The 18403-nt window shown below is 70.4% G+C and carries 17 protein-coding genes; 10 read left to right on the top strand and 7 right to left on the bottom strand.

Annotation, left to right across the window (positions count from 1 at the left end; all coding sequences use genetic code 11):
• Window positions 1-87: 87 nt before the first annotated feature.
• From ACESM1_RS18745 to ACESM1_RS18725, 5 genes are all read left to right on the top strand, one after another.
• The gene (locus tag ACESM1_RS18745; RefSeq protein ID WP_372622670.1) at window positions 88-903 is read left to right on the top strand and encodes a hypothetical protein; all 816 of its coding nucleotides are present in this window, start codon (window positions 88-90) and stop codon (window positions 901-903) included.
• Window positions 904-2643 carry a thiamine pyrophosphate-binding protein gene (locus ACESM1_RS18740; RefSeq protein ID WP_372622668.1) on the top strand — a complete coding sequence of 580 codons (1740 nt, stop codon included), beginning with the start codon at window positions 904-906 and terminating at the stop codon, window positions 2641-2643.
• A gap of 79 nt (window positions 2644-2722) precedes the next feature.
• Window positions 2723-4396 carry an FMN-binding glutamate synthase family protein gene (locus ACESM1_RS18735; RefSeq protein WP_372622666.1) on the top strand — a complete coding sequence of 558 codons (1674 nt, stop codon included), beginning with the start codon at window positions 2723-2725 and terminating at the stop codon, window positions 4394-4396.
• A 35-nt stretch (window positions 4397-4431) separates the two neighbouring features.
• Window positions 4432-5994: an acyl-CoA synthetase gene (locus tag ACESM1_RS18730; RefSeq protein ID WP_372622664.1), complete on the top strand. Its 1563-nt coding sequence runs from the start codon at window positions 4432-4434 to the stop codon at window positions 5992-5994.
• Window positions 5995-6016: 22 nt separating this feature from the next.
• Window positions 6017-7246: a metal-dependent hydrolase family protein gene (locus ACESM1_RS18725; protein WP_372622662.1), complete on the top strand. Its 1230-nt coding sequence runs from the start codon at window positions 6017-6019 to the stop codon at window positions 7244-7246.
• Here ACESM1_RS18725 and ACESM1_RS18720 read toward each other — a convergent pair.
• The 5 genes from ACESM1_RS18720 to ACESM1_RS18700 are packed head-to-tail and all read right to left on the bottom strand — an operon-like array spanning window position 7243 to window position 12466.
• Window positions 7243-7761 carry a hypothetical protein gene (locus ACESM1_RS18720; protein WP_372622661.1) on the bottom strand — a complete coding sequence of 173 codons (519 nt, stop codon included), beginning with the start codon at window positions 7759-7761 and terminating at the stop codon, window positions 7243-7245. The genes ACESM1_RS18725 and ACESM1_RS18720 overlap by 4 nt on opposite strands.
• A 1-nt stretch (window position 7762) precedes the next feature.
• Window positions 7763-9169 carry a M20/M25/M40 family metallo-hydrolase gene (locus tag ACESM1_RS18715; protein WP_372622659.1) on the bottom strand — a complete coding sequence of 469 codons (1407 nt, stop codon included), beginning with the start codon at window positions 9167-9169 and terminating at the stop codon, window positions 7763-7765.
• On the bottom strand, window positions 9166-10185 hold the full coding sequence (locus ACESM1_RS18710; protein WP_372622657.1) for a ketopantoate reductase family protein: 1020 nt from the start codon (window positions 10183-10185) through the stop codon (window positions 9166-9168). The genes ACESM1_RS18715 and ACESM1_RS18710 overlap by 4 nt, the downstream gene beginning before the upstream one ends.
• The gene (locus ACESM1_RS18705; RefSeq protein ID WP_372622655.1) at window positions 10167-10853 is read right to left on the bottom strand and encodes a creatininase family protein; all 687 of its coding nucleotides are present in this window, start codon (window positions 10851-10853) and stop codon (window positions 10167-10169) included. The genes ACESM1_RS18710 and ACESM1_RS18705 overlap by 19 nt, the downstream gene beginning before the upstream one ends.
• A gap of 20 nt (window positions 10854-10873) precedes the next feature.
• On the bottom strand, window positions 10874-12466 hold the full coding sequence (locus ACESM1_RS18700; protein WP_372622653.1) for an ABC transporter substrate-binding protein: 1593 nt from the start codon (window positions 12464-12466) through the stop codon (window positions 10874-10876).
• 86 nt (window positions 12467-12552) lie between these two features.
• Between ACESM1_RS18700 and ACESM1_RS18695 the strand changes: the two genes are divergently transcribed.
• The 5 genes from ACESM1_RS18695 (at window position 12553) to ACESM1_RS18675 (ending at window position 16958) form a co-directional block, all read left to right on the top strand.
• On the top strand, window positions 12553-13530 hold the full coding sequence (locus ACESM1_RS18695; protein ID WP_372622651.1) for an ABC transporter permease: 978 nt from the start codon (window positions 12553-12555) through the stop codon (window positions 13528-13530).
• The gene (locus ACESM1_RS18690) at window positions 13527-14399 is read left to right on the top strand and encodes an ABC transporter permease (protein ID WP_372622649.1); all 873 of its coding nucleotides are present in this window, start codon (window positions 13527-13529) and stop codon (window positions 14397-14399) included. The genes ACESM1_RS18695 and ACESM1_RS18690 overlap by 4 nt, the downstream gene beginning before the upstream one ends.
• A 112-nt stretch (window positions 14400-14511) precedes the next feature.
• Window positions 14512-15483 carry an ABC transporter ATP-binding protein gene (locus tag ACESM1_RS18685; protein ID WP_372622647.1) on the top strand — a complete coding sequence of 324 codons (972 nt, stop codon included), beginning with the start codon at window positions 14512-14514 and terminating at the stop codon, window positions 15481-15483.
• A 70-nt stretch (window positions 15484-15553) separates the two neighbouring features.
• Entirely contained in the window at window positions 15554-16537 is a 984-nt protein-coding gene (locus ACESM1_RS18680) for an ABC transporter ATP-binding protein (RefSeq protein ID WP_372622645.1), read from the top strand.
• 25 nt (window positions 16538-16562) lie between these two features.
• Window positions 16563-16958, top strand: coding sequence for a hypothetical protein (locus tag ACESM1_RS18675; RefSeq protein WP_372622643.1), 396 nt, complete (start codon window positions 16563-16565; stop codon window positions 16956-16958).
• A 17-nt stretch (window positions 16959-16975) separates the two neighbouring features.
• On the opposite strand, the gene ACESM1_RS18670 is transcribed toward ACESM1_RS18675, so the two are convergent.
• Window positions 16976-17569, bottom strand: coding sequence for a LysE family translocator (locus ACESM1_RS18670; RefSeq protein WP_372622641.1), 594 nt, complete (start codon window positions 17567-17569; stop codon window positions 16976-16978).
• A 74-nt stretch (window positions 17570-17643) separates the two neighbouring features.
• Window positions 17644-18297: a winged helix-turn-helix transcriptional regulator gene (locus tag ACESM1_RS18665; RefSeq protein WP_372622639.1), complete on the bottom strand. Its 654-nt coding sequence runs from the start codon at window positions 18295-18297 to the stop codon at window positions 17644-17646.
• Between the last annotated feature and the right edge of the window lie 106 nt (window positions 18298-18403).

Genomic DNA, 18403 nt, shown 5'->3' with positions numbered 1-18403 from the left:
CGCTTCCCCTCAACCCGCCCCTCTCGACCCGGGGGCTTGCGGAGCATGCGGCAGCGGGCGAAGGAATCAAGCCGGGGAGGGACACCGATGCGCAACGGCGCGCCGCTGGTGCTGGACAGCGTGACGCATCTGACGGAGGCGGCGTTCGGGCGCGTGGCGCTCTGCGCCAGCCATGGCGGCGAATATGCCGGCTGGTACGCGGTGCGCCGCGGCGTCTCGGCGCTGATCCTGCATGATGCCGGCATCGGGCGGCAGCAGGCGGGGATCGGCGCGCTCGACTGGCTGTCCGGCCTCGGCGTGCCCTGCGCCTGCGTCGGGCACATGACGGCGCGGATCGGCGACGGAGCGGACATGCTGGCCCGCGGCCGGATCTCCGCGGTGAACGGTCCGGCCGGCGCCTGCGGCATCGAGACCGGCATGGCGGCGGCCGAAGCGCTGGCGATCCTGGCCGGCCAGGATCTGCCGGCCGCGCAGACGCGCTTCGAGATGGGCGAGGCCCGCCGTGAGATCGAGGATGCCGGGCGCCGCGGCGTACGCGTCTTCGTCCTCGATTCGAACGGTCTGGTCGGGCCGGGCGATGCCGGGCACATCGTGGTCACCGGCTCGCATGGCGGCCTGCTCGGCGGCAAGCCGGAAACGGCGGTGAAGGCGCCGGTGCTGGCCGCGCTCTACAACGATGCGGGCTTCGGGATCGACGACGCCGGCATCTCGCGCCTGCCGGCGCTGCAGGCGCGCGGCATCGCGGGCGCCTGCGTCTCCTGCTTCTCGGCACGCATCGGGGAGGGGATGAGCACCTGGAGCGACGGCTACGTCTCCGCCCTCAACCCGCTCGCCGCATCGCGCGGCGGGCGCATTGGCCAATCGGCGCGCGACTTCGTCGCCGCCATGCTGGAGCATGTCTGAATGTCCTCGAACGCGACCCGCCGGATGAGCGGTGGCCAGGCCCTGGCCGAGATGCTGAAGCTGCACCAGGCGGGGCCGATGTTCGGCATGGGCGGCTTCCAGCTGCTGCCGTTCTACGAGGCCTGCCGCGCGCTCGGCGTGCAGCACATGCTGATCAACGACGAGCGCTGCGGCGCCTTCGCGGCCGATGCCTATGCCCGCGTGACGAACAGGCCCGGCCTGGTGGACGGCACGCTCGGGCCGGGGGCGACCAACCTGGCGACCGGCCTGGCGGAGTCGTTCAACGCGGGGATGCCGATGGTCGCCATCATCGGCGACGCCAACCGCCAGCACGCCTGGAAGAACATGACGCAGGAAGCGCGCCAGTTCGACGTGCTGCGCCCGCTGGTGAAGGAGGCGATCCGCATCGAGGTGATCAACCGCATCCCGGAACACCTGCGCCGTGCCTTCGCGGTGGCGACCTCCGGCCGGCCCGGCCCCGTGCTGCTCGCCTTGCCGGAGGACATCGCGCATGGCGAGCATGACTTCGACGCGAGCGACTTCTGGGTGGATCCCGGCACGCTGCGCGCGCAGGCCCGCCGCTCCCGCCCCGACCGTGCCGAGCTCGCTCGCGCCGAGGCGCTGCTGGACAGGGCGGAGCGGCCGCTGATCCTGGCCGGCGGCGGCGTGCATATCAGCGAGGCGCAGGAGGCGTTGACGGCGTTCGCCGAGGCGCAGGGCATCCCGGTGGCGCACACCATGTCCGGCAAGGGCGCGATCGCCTGCACGCATGATCTCTCGGCCGGCGTGTTCGGGCGCTATTCGCGCATCGCCAACGACCTGATCGCCATGTCCGACTGCCTGCTGGTGGTGGGCTGCAAGCTCGGCGAGATCGCGACCAAGCGCTTCACGCTGATGCCCGCCGGCGTGCCGCTGATCCACCTGGATGTGGTGCCGGAGGAGATCGGCCGCACCACGCGGCACGATGTCGCGCTGGCCGGCGACGCCCGCGCGACGCTGGAGGAATTGGCCGATGCGCTGCGCGATGGCGGCAAGCGCGCGGCCTCCCGTGCCGGCTGGTGCGCCGAGGTGCCGAAGCGCATGGCCGCCTGGCGCGAGGGCGCGCGCGAGCGGCTGGAAAGCGTCGAGAGCCCGATCAATGTCGGCCGCCTGCTCGGCGAGCTGAACAAGGTGATGCCGGCGGATGCCGTGCTGGTCGCCGATGGCGGCTTCGCCGCGCATTGGGGGGCGCTGTTCCACGACACCAAGCGGGCCGGCCGCGGCTTCGTGGCCGACCGTGGCTTCGCCTCGATCGGCTATGGCGTGCCCGGTGGCATCGGCGCGCAGCTCGGCGTGGGGAAGGGGCGGCGGGTGGTCTCGCTCACCGGCGATGGCGGCTTCAACATGTCCATGGGCGAGCTGGAGACCGCAAGGCGCGCCGGCGCCGCCTTCGTCTGCTGCATCTTCAACAACGCGGCCAGCGGCTATGTGAAGGCGCTGCAGCATGCGGTGTATGGCCCGGGCAACTACCAGTCCTCCGACCTGGTGGAGATGGACTATGCCGCGGTGGCCAAGGCCATGGGCTGCCACGGCATACGTGTCACCGATCCCGAGGCGCTGAACGGCGCGCTGCGCGAGGGGCTGGCGAACACCGACACGCCGACCATCCTCGACATCGTCGTTACCCGCGACCCGGCGCGGATGCTGCCGGCGGCGGATAACCGCACGCTCACGGTGCAGAAGGGCGACCGGCCGGTATGACGCAGGCCGGCGGCGATTTCGTAACGTCTTTGCCACCAATCGCGAATAGGCTTGGCCAGTCCAGGAGGGACGTCACGCCATGCCGCGCCTGCTCGCGCTCGCCTTCACGCCGCGCTTCGTCTGCCTGACGCTCGCCTGCCTTGGCACGGCGGGGTTCCTGCTCGCCCTGCTGATCTGGCCCAGCGGCTGGGGCTGGCTGCTGCCGGGGCTGGCGGTTTCCGGCGGGCTGGCGGCGCTCGGCGTCCGCGACCTGCACCATCCGCGGCACGCCATCCTCCGCAACTATCCGATCGCCGCGCATCTCCGCTTCATCATGGAGGAGATCCGGCCGGAGATGCGGCAGTATTTCTTCGAGGACGAGAAGCACGGCACGCCGTTCAGCCGCGACAAGCGCGCGGTGGTCTATCAGCGCGCCAAGCGCCAGCTCGACAAGCGGCCCTTCGGCACGCAGTACGACGTCTATGCCGAGGGCTTCGAGTGGCTGCATCACTCTCTCGCCGCGAAGGAGCCGACCAGCGAACCGCTGCGCGTGCTGATCGGCGGGCCGGATTGCACGCAGCCCTACAGCGCCTCGCTGCTCAACATCTCGGCGATGAGCTTCGGCTCGCTCTCGGCGAACGCGATCCGGGCGCTCAACCGTGGGGCCAAGGCCGGCGGCTTCGCGCACGACACCGGCGAGGGTGGGCTCAGCCCGTACCACCGGGAAGGCGGCGGCGACATCATCTGGGAGATCGGCTCCGGTTATTTCGGGGCACGCGACGAAGTCGGGCGCTTCTCGCCCGAGCGCTTCGCGGAGACCGCCAACCTGCCGCAGGTGAAGATGGTGGAGCTCAAGCTGAGCCAGGGCGCCAAGCCCGGCCATGGCGGCGTGCTGCCGGCGGCGAAGGTCAGCCGCGAGATCTCGTTGATCCGCGGCGTGCCGATGGGCCGCGACTGCGTCTCCCCGCCCGCCCATTCCGCCTTCGACACGCCGACCGGCATGATGCAACTGATCGCCGAGATGCGGCGGCTTTCGGGCGGCAAGCCGGCCGGGTTCAAGCTCTGCATCGGCCATCGCTGGGAATTCCTGGCGATCTGCAAGGCGATGCTGGAGACCGGCATCACGCCCGACTTCATCGTGGTGGATGGGGCCGAAGGGGGCACGGGCGCGGCTCCGATGGAGTTCATGGACCATATCGGCATGCCGATGCGCGAGGGGCTTTCCTTCGTGCATCATGCGCTGATCGGCGTCGGGCTGCGCGACCGCATCCGGCTCGGCGTCAGCGGCAAGATCGCCAGCGGCTTCGACATGGCACGCGCCTTCTCGCTCGGCGCCGACTGGTGCAATGCGGCGCGCGGCTTCATGTTCGCGCTGGGCTGCATCCAGTCGCTTTCCTGCCACACCGATCGTTGCCCGACCGGCGTGGCGACGCAGGACCCGACGCGGCAGCGTGCGCTGCTGGTGCCGGACAAGGCCGAGCGCGTGCAGCATTTCCACGCGGCGACGCTGCAGGCGCTGGCGGAGCTCGCGGCGGCGGCGGGCCTGGAGCATCCCTCGCAGCTGCGCTCGCGACATCTCTGGCGCCGGATCTCCCGCCACGAGGTGCGGAGCTTCGCCGAGCTCTACCCCGCGCCGGAGCCGGGTGCGTTGCTGCGCGGCGCTGTGGATCCGCGCCTCGCGGAATCCTGGGAGATGGCGGACCCCGCCAGCTTCGCGCCGCGTCCCCTGGCGCGACCGGTCGCCGGCCGCCGGCTGGAGGCGCAGCCCGCCTGAGCCTATCCTGGCCGCGCTGACGGGGAGGGATGGCGATGGGTCCGGCGACGGCGGCGAATCTCGGACGGCTGCTCACCCAGACGGCGCGGCGCATCCCGCAGGCGCCGGCGTTGGTCTGGCGTGACCGCGTGTGGAGCTTCGCCGAGCTGGATGCACGGGTGGACCGCTTCGCGGCCGCTCTGCGGCGCCTCGGCGTCGGCAAGGGCGATCGCGTGCTGGTGCACTCGCGGAATTCGAACGCGATGTTCGAGAGCATGTGGGCCTGCTTCAAGGCCGGCGCAGTCTGGGTCCCGACCAATTTCCGGCTGACACCGGCCGAGGTGGCGTATCTGGGTTCGTCGTCGCGCGCAGTGGTGATGCTGCGGGATGCCGGCTTCCAGGCGCATGCGCAGGCGGTGCGCGCCGCCTCGCCGCATCTGCGCCAGGTGATCGCGGTGGGCGACCGCGAGGACGACGAGCTGGACTACGAAACTCTGCTCGCCGCGGAGGCGCCGACGCTGCCGGATGCGGAAGCGGATGTCGCGTACGGCGATCCGGCCTGGTTCTTCTACACCTCGGGCACCACCGGCCGGCCGAAGGCGGCGGTGCTGACGCATGGGCAGCTCGCCTTCGTCGTCACCAACCACCTGGCGGATTTGATGCCGGGCACCACGGAGCGAGACGCCTCTCTCGTGGTGGCGCCGCTGTCGCATGGCGCCGGCATCCACCAGCTGGCGCAGGTGGCACGCGGCGCAGTGACGGTGCTGACGGCCGGCGAGAAGCTGGACCCGGAGGAGGCCTGGGCGCTGGTCGAGACGCACCGCATCAGCAACATGTTCACCGTGCCGACCATCCTGACCGCGCTGGTGCGCCACCCCGCGGTGGACGCGCACGACCATTCCAGCCTGCGCCACGTGATCTATGCCGGGGCGCCGATGTACGAGGCCGACCAGGCGGAGGCACTGGCGAAGCTCGGCGCCTGCCTGGTGCAGTATTTCGGCCTGGGCGAGGTGACCGGCAACATCACCGTGCTGCGCCCGGACATGCACACGCCCGAGAATGCCGGGTCCTGCGGCGTGCCGCGCACCGGCATGGAGGTGGCGATCCTCGACGAAGCGGGCGCACGCCTTCCGCCGGACGCCATCGGCGAGATCTGCGTGCGTGGGCCCGCCGTCTTCGCCGGCTACTTCGAGAACGAGGAAGCGAACCGGAAAGCCTTCGCCGGCGGCTGGTTCCACACCGGCGATCTCGGACGGCTCGATGCGCGCGGCTTCCTCTGGATCACCGGGCGCGCTTCCGACATGTACATCTCCGGCGGCTCGAACGTCTATCCGCGCGAGGCGGAGGAAGCGATCCTGACGCATCCCGCCATCGCCGAATGTGCGGTGGTGGGGATCGCGCATCCGAAATGGGGCGAGGCGGGCGTGGCCTGCGTCGTGCCGCGCGCGGGAATGGCGGTGGACGAGGCGGCAGTGCTCGCGCATTTGCAGGACCGCCTTGCCCGGTACAAGCAGCCGCTGCGGGTGGTGGTGTGGGAAGCGCTGCCGAAATCGGGCTATGGCAAGGTGCCGAAGAACCTGGTGAAGAGGCGTCTGGCAGAGGAAGGCGTGGCGTTCTAGCTTTCGCGCCGAAGGAGCCCCCATGTCCGCAACCCTGTTCGAGAACGCCCGCATCCTGGACGGCACCGCCGAGGGTGCCGTGGAAGGCCATGTCCTGGTCGAGGATGGACTGATCAAGGACGTCTCCGACCGCCCGATCACGGCGAGCGGCGCGCGCCGGCTGGACCTGCGGGGCCGCACGCTGATGCCCGGGCTGATCGACGCGCATGTGCACGTCATCGCCAGCGAGGTGAACCTGGCGCGCCACGCGCTGCTGCCCGATGCGCTGGTCGCCTTTCGCGCGGCGAAGATCATGCACGGGATGCTGATGCGCGGCTTCACCACCATCCGCGACCTCGGCGGTGCCACGCAGGGGCTTCGCGCTGCGCGCGACGAGGGGCATTTCGAGGCGCCGCGGATGGTGCTCTGCGGCAAGGCGATCTCCTCCACCGGCGGCCACAGCGACGGCCGCGGCCGCTGGGACAACCGCGAGAACGCGTGGATCGAGGCGCGCCTTGGCGCGCTTGGCCGCCTCGCCGACGGCGTGGATGCCGTGCGCCGCGCCTGCCGCGAGGAGATCAAGGCCGGCGCCGACTACATCAAGATCATGGCGAATGGCGGCGTGGCCTCGCCCACCGATCCCATCGCCTTCCTGGGCTACAGCAGGGACGAGATCCGCGCGGCGGTCGAGGAAGCGCAGATGGCCCAGACCTATGTCGCCGCGCACCTCTACACGGATGAGGCGATCGGCCGCGCCGTGGAATGCGGCGTGCGCAGCCTCGAGCATTGCAACCTGATCGAGGAAGCCACCGCCCGCAAGGCTGCCGCGGCCGGCGCCATCGCCTGCCCGACGCTGGTCACCTACCAGGCGCTGAAGGATGAGGGCGCCTCGCTCGGCCTGCCGCCGGAAAGCGTGGCGAAGATCGACACGGTGCGGGTTGCCGGCCTCGAAAGCCTGGATAGGATGCGCCGCGCTGGCCTGACCATGGCCTTCGGCACCGACCTGCTCGGCGAGATGCACCGCCACCAGTCGGAGGAGTTCGTCATCCGCGGCCAGGTGCTGCCGGCGATCGAGGTGATCCGCAGCACGACGATGCATGCGGCGAAGCTGCTGCGCATGGAAGGCAAGATCGGTGCGGTGGCGCCGGGCGCCTTCGGCGACCTGATCGTGGTGGAGGGCGATCCGCTGAAGGACCTCTCGCTGCTGACGAGGCAGGGGAAGCACATCCCCGTCATCATGCAGGCGGGCCGCTTCGTGAAGGATGCCCTTTAGGTACGGCGTTCGCGGTCGGGACGCAGCACGGTCCAGAAGGTCAGCGCTGCGCCGACCGCCGGCGCCAGGCCCATGGCGACATTGCCGAGCATGATCTTGGTGACCTGGTCGGCCGGCGGTGGCGGCGGGCAAGCGCCCTGCATCGTCGGCGGACAGGAGACCCAGGATTCGTTGAGGTTCCAGGTGAAAGCTGCCCCGGCCAGAGTCGCGGCGGCCAGGTAGGGCCATAGCGCACGCAGCCGCAGCGTGGCGAAGACCAGATGCGCGATCAGCAGGCCCAGGATGATCGCCGGCGCCGAGACCACCGCCAGCACGGCGAACCAGATCGGCTTGGCGCCATGGTAGCGGTTGATGTCGTGCAAGGTGTCACGCTCCAGCAGCAGGACGACGATCACGTCGAACAATAGGCCCGCCATCGCGCCGCCCAGCGGCGCGACGACCAGGGCGCCGACGAGCCGCCCGACGCGCCCCGTCGTGACCCGCCGCGCCCAGCCCGCGGTCCAGCCCTCCGCCATGTCAGCCGGCGCGGAAGCCGGTGAAATCGGCGCGCGTCGTGCCCTCCAGCTTGCGCAGCAGCGCGACCCAGGCGGCGAAGCCCTCGGGGATGGCGCTTTCGCGCCAATTCTCGTTGGGGGCGTGGAAATCCTCGTCCGCGGTGGCGAAGGAGAACATCACGGTGCCGATGCCGAGCACGCGCTGCACGATATCGGTGAGCGGCAGCGTCGCGCCCATCCGCACCCGCAGCGGCGCGCGGCCGGCGGTCTGCTCCAGCGCGCGCTCGGCGGCGACCAGCAGCGGGTGGGCACCTTCCAGATGAGTGGCCAGCGTACCCTGCCGCGTCGCACGGATCTCGAGCGTCGTGCCCGGCGGGCAATGCGCGCGCAGATGCGCGGCCAGCGCGTCCGCAACCTTCGCCGGCACCTGGCCCGGCACCAGGCGCATGGAGATCTTCGCGTGCGCCTCGGCGGGGATCACCGTCTTGCCGCCGGCACCGGTATAGCCGCCCCACATGCCGTTCAGGTCGAGCGTCGGGCGCAGCCAGAGGCGCTCGAGGAACTCGGCGGTGCTGCGGTCGCTCGGCGCGATGCCGATCGAGGCGTCATGCGCTGCGACATCGTAGGGGATCGCCGCCAGCGCGGTGCGCTCGGCCTCCGTCACCGGTGGCACGCCGTCCGTGAAGCCGGGGACAAGGATATTGCCGTGCTCGTCGTGCAGCGTGGTGACCAGGCGTGCCATGGCGTGCAGCGCATTGGGCGCGACGCCGCCATAGCGGCCGGAATGCAGGTCCTTCGCCGCGGTGCGCAGCGTGAACTCCACCGCCATGGAGCCTCTTGTGCCGACCGTCATGGTCGGCAGGTCGGCGCGCCAGCGCGCACCATCGGCGGAGAGCACGGCATCGGCGGCGAAGAAGGCGCGATTCTCATGCAGGATTTTCTCCAGCGTGGCGGAGCCGCACTCTTCCTCGCCTTCCAGCAGCACCGCGACGTTCACCGGCAGCCGGCCTTCCACCGCGAGGAAGGCGCCGAGCGTTTCCAGTGCGAGCAGCGAAGGCCCTTTGTCGTCCGACACGCCGCGCGCATGCAGCCTTCCGTCGCGCGCCGTCAGCACGAAGGGTGGCGAGCGCCACTCGCCGACGGGATCCGGCGGCTGCACGTCGTAGTGGCCATAGACCAGCAGCGTCGGCGCCCCCGGCCCGGCGCCGCGCCAGCAGGCCGCGATCGCGGGGTGGCCACCGGCGCCGATTTCCCGCACCTCGGCGAACCCCATCTCCGCCAGCCGCCCGCACCACCACGCGCGCGCGGCCGCCATGCCGTCGCGATAGGCCGGATCGGTCGAGACCGAGGGGCAGGCGACCAGCGCGGCCAGGCGCGCGACGAAGCCCTCGCGATCCGCGAGCAGCCGAGTCAGGACCGCATCGGTCACGTGATCGCTTTCAGCAGTTCGCCGAAGGTCTCCGGCGACTGCTCGCGCCGGCCTTCCTCGATGTCGGCGATCAGGCGGCCGACGGCGGAGAGCGCCGGTGTCGGGATGGCGAGCTCGGCGGCGAGCTTCGGCACGATGTTGAGCTGTGCGCCCGCTTCCGTCTTGCGCTTGCGCACCGCGAGGTCTCGCCAGATGCCGGAGTGCGTCTTGGCGCTCTTGGCATTGAAGTCGCGCAGCCAGTTGATGACCGGAATGGCCGCCTCGTCCGGCTTGCCCGGTGCAAAGGCCATCGGGTCGAACTCCCCGAAGCCGCGTGGCGTGACGCCGCGGGCAAGCGCCACCGCCACCACTTCCCGCCCCAGCGCGAGCCAGGCCGGCAGGCGTGCCGGGTCGGCGAAGTTGGCGCTCATCGAATCATGGTTCAGCGCGGTGCCGAACAGCATCGCGCCATAGGCCATCTTGCCCCAGAGATAGCTCCAGATGTCGTCGGTCAGGATGGCGTCCGGCTCGAACTCGCGGCAGAGGGCGTGCATGGCGCGGGTGCGGTCGCGGATGCTGCCGTCGATCTCGCCGACCACCACGGCGCTGCGGCTGCCGAACAGGATGCGGCCGGGCGCGTGCCAGTCGGCGCTGAAATTCACGAAGCAGCCCATGGTGCGCTCGGGCCCCACCGCCGCCGCGATCTCGATCTCGTTCAGCCCGTTCTGCGCGGAGAAGACGAAGCCGTCCGCCTTCAGGTGCGGTGCCAGCATCGGCAGCGCGACTTTCGTCGCCTGCGCCTTCACCGCCAGCACGATGCGGGAGAAGGTGCCGGTCAGCTCTTGCGGCGTGACGGCGGGGATGACCTGGGTGAACTCCTCGACCGGGCCGAAGATGGTGAGACCCGTCGTTCGGCAGGCCTCGACATGCTCGGCGACGGTGTCCACCAGCAGCACGTCGTGCCCCGCACGCGCCCAATAGGCACCGAGCGTGCCGCCGATCGCGCCGGCACCCCAGATCAGGATCGGGTCGGCCATGGAGCTTCCAGTGCTTCTCGCGTCTCGGCGACGCCGGTGTCCCAGATGGCTTGCGTGGCCTCGTCGGGCATCTGCCACGGCCCGCCGAAGGAGCCGTCGCCCAGCATCTCGCGTACCTTGGCCGGCGGCGAGGCCTTCATCAGCGCGGTGTTCACCGATGCCTTGCGGCCTTCCGGCGAGGGCGCATGCGCGAGCCGCGTCCAGGGGAAGTTCTCGAACCAGTTGCCGTGGCTGGCCGAGGGATCGAGCGCCATCGCCGCGGCCCAGGTGCGCGGCGCGTTGTACCAGTTGTGGAACTTGATGGAGAGCTCCGGCCGCTCCGTCATCATCTGCTGCGCCAGCGCGCCGACCGGCGCATTGCCGCCATGGCCGTTGACGAGGAGTACGCGGCGGAAGCCGGCGCGTGCCACGCTTTCGATCAGGTCGCGGGCGACGGCGAGCAGCGTCTCGACTCGCAGGCTGACACTTCCGGGAAAGGCGGCGAAGTAGGGCGCCAGCCCGAAAGGCATCGCCGGATAGACCGGCACGCCGAGCGGCTCCGCCGCCTCCACCGCCACCCGCTCGGCGAGGATCGCGTCAACGCAGAGCGAGAGCTGCGCATGCTGTTCGGTGCTGCCGAAGGGCAGCACGCAACGGTCGTCGCGGCCGAGATACGCCGCGACGTCCATCCAATTGGCGTCCGCGATTCTCATCGGGTCACGGGCGCCACGTCCCACGCATAGGTTTCCTCGTCGCTGCGCCCGACCCGCAGCGTCACGCGGTCGCGCCGCATCGCCCAGGCGGAGCCCACCGCGGCGATCGGGATCGCGATGCGGGCATTGGTGTAGAGCAGACCGACGCGCTGCAGCAGCTCCTCCCGCTTCTTGTCGTCCAACTCGACACTGGCGGCCTGGATCAGCCGGTCGATCTCGGGATCGGAGAAGCGGGTCCAGTTGAAGGCACCGAGCCGGAGCTCCGGGTTGTAGGTGTGCGCATTGGCCGAGTAGTAGTAGTTCGCCTCGCCCGTCAGCGTGCCCCAGCCGGCCATGATGTTGGAAAGCTCGCCACGCGCACGGGCGGGGAAGATCACCGCGGCGGGCTGGCCGGCGGCCTGCACCTCGATACCGATGCGCGCCAGCATCTGCGCGATGGAGGTGCCCACGGCATTGTCGCCAGGCAGGCGGTTGTTGGTGAAGTTCAGCACCATCCGGAAGCCGTTCGGATAGCCCGCCTCGGCCAGCAGCTGGCGCGCACGCGCGACGTTCGGCGTGGGCAGGGTGATCGCCGGGTTGTAGCCGAAGATGTTGGGGGTCACCATCTGGCTCTGTGGCGTGCCGAGGCCTTCCATCGCCACCTCGGCCAGTGCGCGGCGGTCGATGGCGAGGTCGATCGCTTCCCGCACGCGCGGGTCGCGATAGGGGTTGGCGGACAGCGCCGAGCCGTCCTTCGCCGTCACCTGCGGGGTGCTCTCGCGCTGGTCGAGTGCCAGGTTGAACACGTAGACCGTCTCGCCCTTGAGCACCGTGATGTTGCGGTCGCGCTGGAGCGTCGTCACGTCGGCCGCGGGGACGCGGACGATCATGTCCACCTGGCCGGTGCGCAGCTGCGCGACGCGCGCCGCGGGGTTGGCGATCTCGCGGCGTGTCACCCGCGCCCAGGCCGGGCGGCCGGTCCAGTGGCCTTCGAAGCGCTCGACGGTGAACTGCTCGCGCGGCGTCCAGGAGACGTAGCGGTAGGGGCCGGTGCCGATGGTAACGCGGCCGGAGTTGAAGGCCTCGTTGCTGTTCTCCGGCGTCAGCCCGGCGGTGGCGCGCGCGGAGGTGACGAACAGGCGGATGAAATCATTGGGGAGCGTCGGCGCCGGGCCGTCGGTGATGATCTGGATGGTGTGCGGATCCACGATCCGCACCTCCTGCACGCGGCGCACATAGATGCGAAGCGGATTGGGGCCCGACAGCGTCTGCATGCGCCGGATGGAGGAAGCGACATCCTCCGCGGTCATGTCGGAACCGTCATGGAACTTCACCCCACGGCGCAGCCGGAATTCCCAGGTGGTGGGGTTCACCACCCGCCAGGATTCCGCCAGCCCAGGCTCGATCTGCAAGCGGTCGCCGGAATGGGTCAGCGTGTCGAAGACGTGCTTCAGCGCCTCCGAATGCGTGCCGGTGGCGGTGTAGTGCGGATCCATGCTCTCCGGCCCGGCGATGACACCCATAGTGAGCGTCTGGGCGGTGGCGGACCCCATCAGCAGCGCGCCGGCGGCGGCGGTGGAAAGGGCGAGGCGGCGGAATTCGCGGCGCATGGCGTGTTTTTCTCCCCGGGAAGCGTCCTGCATCGGCGATGCTAGGAATGCCTTGCGCCTTCTGTCCACTGCCCGATACTCGGAAAATGCTCGGCTATGTCATCCAGCGGCTGATCCAGGCCGCCCTCGTCATGCTCGCCATGTCGGCGCTGGTCTTCGCGGGGGTGTACGCGATCGGCAACCCGATCGACGTGCTGATCTCGCCCGACGCCACCCAGGACATCCGCGAGGCCGCGATCCAGCATTACGGCCTGGACCGGCCGCTGCTCGAACAGTATCTGATATTCCTCGGCCGGCTGCTGCAGGGCGACCTCGGCAAGTCGTTCGTGCTGAACATCCCGGTGCTGGAACTCGTGCTGAGCCGGCTGCCGGCGACGCTCGAACTGGCGCTGGCCTCGGTGTTCATCGGCGCCTTCATCGGCATCCCCCTCGGCATCTATGCCGGTTACCGGCCGCATGGCCTGCTCTCGCGCGGCATCATGGCGGTCTCGGTGCTCGGTTTCTCGGTGCCGACCTTCTGGGTGGGGCTGATCCTGATCCTCACCTTCGCGGTGAACCTCGACTGGCTGCCGGCCGGCGACCGGGGCCCGACCGTGGAGGTGTTCGGCGTCGGGTGGTCCTTCCTGACGTGGGAGGGGCTGCAATTCCTGGCGCTGCCGGCGCTGAACCTTTCCCTGTTCAAGCTGGCGATGATGATCCGGCTGTCGCGCGCCGGCACGCGGGAGGTGATGCTGTCCGACACGGTCAAGTTCGCTCGCGCCGCGGGTCTGTCGGAGTATACCATCCTGCGCCGGCATGTGCTGCGGCTTATCTCCATCCCGCTGGTCACCGTCTTCGGGCTCGAATTCGGCTCGACGCTGGCCTTCGCGGTGGTGACGGAAACCATCTTCTCCTGGCCCGGCGTGGGCAAGCTGATCATCGACAGCATCACCTCGCTCGACCGTCCGGTGATGGTGGGCTACCTCGTGCTGGTGGCCTTCCTGTTCGTGACGATCAACCTGGTGGTGGACCTCTCCTACGCGCTGCTCGATCCGCGGCTGCGTCGCGGAGGGCGCGCGGCGTGAGCGCCACACTGGGCGCCTTCTGGCGGGACTACCGCGAGAACTGGGTGGCGGTGGTGGCGCTGCTGGTTGTTTTCATCGTCGTGGCGGCGGCGCTGCTCGCGCCCTGGATCGCGCCGCAGGACCCTTATGACCTCGCCAACCTCGAACTTGCCGATGCGCGGCGGCCGCCGGGCCATGTCGGCTCGGGCGGCTATGTGCATCTGCTGGGCACCGACGCGCAGGGGCGGGACCTGCTCTCCGCCATCCTGTACGGGCTGAGGATTTCGCTGCAGATGGGAATCGCGGCCGGCGCGGTGGCGATGGCCATCGGCGCGATGCTCGGCATCCTCGCCGCCCACGCCGGCGGCACGCTGGAAAGCGCGATCATGCGCGTGGTGGACCTGCAGCTCTCCTTTCCCGCGATCCTGCTGGCGCTGGTGCTGGTGGCGGTGCTGGGGCAGGGCAAGGTGCCGCTGATCATCGCGCTGGTCACCGCGCAGTACGCCTATTTCGCCCGCACCGCCTATGGCGCCGCCAGCGCGGAGCGGCAGAAGGACTATGTCGAATCCGCGCGCGCCACGCCGCTGCCGGGGTACCGCGTGGTGTTCCGCCACATCCTGCCGAACTGCCTGCCGCCGCTGATCGTGGTGGGCACGGTGCAGGTGGCCAACGCGATCGCGCTCGAGGCGACGCTGTCCTTCCTCGGCCTCGGCCTGCCACCGACCGAGCCTTCGCTGGGCATGCTGATCGCCAACGGCTTCCAGTACATGATGAATGGGCGGACCTGGATTTCGGTCTATCCCGGCATTGCGCTGATCGTGCTGATCGTGTCCATCAACGTCGTCGGCGATCAGCTGCGCGACCAGTTCAACCCGAGACTTCGGAGATGAGCCCTCAGACGCCGGGCGCGGCCTCCGGCCGCTTGGCTTCGCGCCTACGCGCTGTTGCGCTGGCGACAAGGGCGCGCTGTGCGCGGCGGCCGCGTTGCGGCCGCATGATGCCATGACCCGGCTGCTGCTCGAAGTGCAGGATCTCCGCACGCATTTCCTGACCCGCGCCGGCGTGGTGAAGGCGGTGGAGGGCGTCTCCTTTGCGCTGGGGCGCGGCGAGATCCTGGGTCTCGTCGGCGAATCCGGCTCGGGCAAGTCCGTGACGGGCTTCTCGCTGATCGGGTTGGTGGACCCTCCGGGAAAGATCGTCGGCGGTTCCATCCGCTTCGACGGGCGCGAGCTGGTGGGCCTGGCGCCGGCGGAGATGCGCAGGCTGCGCGGCAAGCGCATCGCGATGGTGTTCCAGGATCCGGCGGCGACGCTCAACCCGGTGCTGACCATCGGCACGCAGATGATGCTGGCGGTGCAGGCGCATGGCGGCGGCAGCGAGCGCGCCGGGCGGGACCTCGCGGCGCGCACGCTGACGCGCGTCGGCATTCCCGACGCCGCAGCGCGGCTGGATGCCTATCCGCACGAATTCTCTGGCGGCATGCGGCAGCGCGTGGCCATCGCCATCGCGCTGCTGCACGGGCCGGACCTGATCATCGCCGATGAGCCGACGACCGCGCTCGACGTCTCGATCCAGGCGCAGATCCTCGCCGAGATGAAACAGCTGGCGAAGCAGTCGGGCACGGCGCTGATCTGGATCAGCCACGACCTTGCGACCGTCTCCTCGCTCGCCGACCGGCTGCTGGTGATGTATGCCGGCCGCATCGTGGAGAGCGGGCCGGTCGCCGCCGTGCTGCGCGCGCCGCTGCATCCCTACACCCGCGGCCTGCTGGACAGCCTGCCGGCGATGGCGAAGCCGGGCGAGAAGCTGAACCAGATCCCCGGCAGCACGCCCTCGCTGCTCAGCCTGCCGCCGGGCTGCCCCTTCGCCCCGCGCTGCCCGCGCGCTACCGAGGTCTGCCGCACCGACCCGCCGGTGGTGACGCAGCCAGGCCGCATGGCGCTCTGCCACCATGCGCTGGAGAGCACGACGTGAACGCCTCCGATTCACGCCTCCGGCGCTCGCGGCTTCGCCGCTGCGCCCTTCGGCGACCGGAGGCCGCAGCATGAGCGCGATCCTCAGCGCCGAGCATGTGACGCGCCGCTTCAGCCCGCGCATCACGCTCGGCGACCGCATCGCCGCGGCGCTGGGCGCGAAGGTGGATCGGCGCCCGGTGCAGGCCGTCACCGACGTCTCGCTCGAGGTGCGGCAGGGCGAGACGCTCGGCCTGGTCGGCGAATCCGGCTGCGGCAAGTCCACGCTGGGGCGCATGCTCGCCGGCATCCTGGCGCCGAGCGAGGGGGAAGTGCTGCTCTCCGGCACCGCGCCGATGCGGGGCAAGCACAAGACCACCACGCGCATCCAGACCGTGTTCCAGGACCCCTTTGCCTCGCTGAACCCGCGCATGCGGATTGGCGAAACCATCGCCGAGGGACCGATCACGCATGGCCTGGTGACGCGCGCGCGGGCGCCGGAGATGGTGGCGGAGTGGCTGCGTCGCGTCGGCCTCGACCCGGCCTTCGCCACGCGCTTCCCGCACCAGTTCTCCGGCGGCCAGCGGCAGCGGGTGGCGATCGCGCGCGCGCTGGCGATGCAGCCGGAGGTCCTGGTCTGCGACGAGCCGGTGGCGTCCCTCGACGTCTCGATCCAGGCGCAGATCCTCAACCTGTTCCTCGAACTGCGGCAGGATCTCGGGCTGACCTGCCTGTTCATCTCGCACGACCTCTCGGTGGTGCGCCATGTCAGCGACCGTGTCGCGGTGATGTATCTCGGCCGCATCGTGGAGATGGGCGAGGCCGCGCGCGTCTATGCCGCGCCGCGCCACCCCTACACGCAGGGGCTGCTCCATTCCGTGCCGAAGCTGGTGCTGGACAGCAACGCGGCGCTGGAGTTCCGCCCGATCACCGGCGAGCTGCCCTCGCCGCTCTCGCCGCCGCCCGGCTGCGCCTTCCATCCGCGCTGCCCGAAGGCGACGGAGTTGTGCCGTGGCGAAAGGCCACCGCTCTCGCCGCGGGAGGACGGCACGCTGGTCGCCTGCCATCATGCGTAAACCTTTCTCGGGCATGCCACGCGACATGGCGCGCCCTGCTGCCGCGCATCCCGCAACGCATGACGAGGCCGAGGCCATGCGCATCATCCCCGTCGCGGCGCTGCTGATGTTGGTCGCCACCGCCGCGCCGGCGCAGGTGGTGCATCCCGGCGAGGTCGAGCGCTGGTTCCTGGCCATCGCCCCGCTGCAGGAGGCGAGGGGCTGCATCACGGACCAGGACCCGCTGCGCCCCGGCCTGGACGCGCTGCTGCGCGACACCCAGGCGCGCGCGGCACATGCGATCCGCGGCGACTATGAGAAGGGCATGCTCGCCGGGCGGCTCTATGGAGTGACGGTCGGGGAGGTTGCTGCCGATGCGGAGGCGTGCGAGCGAATCCTCGCCCGCGTCGCGCGCGGGCTGCTGCGGCTGCACGTGCCCTGATTTCGATGCTGCGGTGTTCAGCGCAACATCGGCCAGAGGCTCCCGGCCAGCAGCAGCCCCATCGCCAGGTTGAACACGCGCAACCGCCGCTCGTCGGTCAACGCGCCGCGCAGGGCCATGCCGAACCCGGCCCAGGCAACGAGGCTCGGCAGGATCGCCAGCGAGAAGACGAGCGCGATCAGCGCCGTGGAGAGGAAGGGCGCCTCTGCCCGGGTGAACACCGCCATGGCGCTGAGCGCGGCGACCCAGGCCTTCGGGTTGATCCACTGGAAGGCGGCCGACTCGAGGAAGCCGACCGGTTGCGGCACCGCCGCGCCGGCGCCGATGCCGCGCGCGGTGCCGATCCGCCAGGCGAGGTACAGCAGCCAGGCGGCGCCGGCGAATTTCAGCGCCAGGTGCAGCGCGGGCAAGGCCGCGATCAGCGCGCCGAGCCCGAGCCCGAGACCCAGCAGCAGCGCACCGAACCCGAACGCGATGCCAAGCAGCAGCGGCAGCGTCCGGCGGAAGCCGAAATTGGCGCCGGAGGTCAGCAGCATGAAGTTGCTCGGCCCCGGCGTGATCGAGCTGACCAGGGCGAAGAGGCAGAGCGCGACCAGGGCATCGTGTGGCATGGGATCACCCTTGAGGATGGTGCGCCGGTGATGCCGTGGCCGCGCCTGGCCGTGGGGTACGGAATCCGGACCGCTCAGGCCGCCTCGGACCGGATACCGGCAAAGCGGTAGCGTTCGAACCAGCCGGGCCAAGCGCGCACCAGCGGGCGCGGGCCTTCCAGCGTCAGCCCCATCCGTCGCGCCTGCGCGAACGCCACGTCGCCGCGCCACCAGGCCACCAGCGCCGCCAACGGTCCGCCGAGGCGCAGCGTCTCCGGGAAGCCGGGATTGTGGTCGCAGACCGAGGCCTCGCCACGCTTCAGCAGCATGAAGCGGAGCGGCTGGCCGCGCAGCGCGATGCGCAGCACGGCGGGTGTCGTCGGCAGCAGGTCCAGATGCGCCTGGCGCTGCATGTCGATGAGGACCGGGTCGAGATCAAGGTCCTCAGCCGCCGCGTGGCGGGGCAGCCAGCGCTGGCCCCAGGTGGCAAGGGCGGCGACCAGCGGCATCAGGTCCTGGCCAGCGGGTGTCAGGTGGTACTCCCCCGTTTCGTGCCGCACCACGCCGAGATGCGTGAGCGCCTGCAGCCGTTCGGCCAGCATGGTGCGGGAAATGCGGGGGATGCCGCGGCGGATCTCGTTGAAGCGGCGGCTGCCGCAAAGCAGCTCGCGCACGATCAGCAGCGTCCAGCGCCCGCCCAGCGTTTCATGCGCGCGCGCGATGGCGCAGAACTGTCCATAGCCGGTCATGGCGCGAGGCTAGACCCGAGTAGCCCAGGCTGGAATCGGCTTGTGATTGGATGCGGCGCGGCAGGGTGTGATTCGTAGGCGTCCAGCTTTGGCTGGAGGCGGAGAT

The sequence above is a fragment of the Falsiroseomonas sp. genome, assembly GCF_041690465.1.
In the GTDB taxonomy this organism is placed as follows: domain Bacteria; phylum Pseudomonadota; class Alphaproteobacteria; order Acetobacterales; family Acetobacteraceae; genus Falsiroseomonas.
This window is presented reverse-complemented; position numbering and strand designations above follow the sequence as displayed.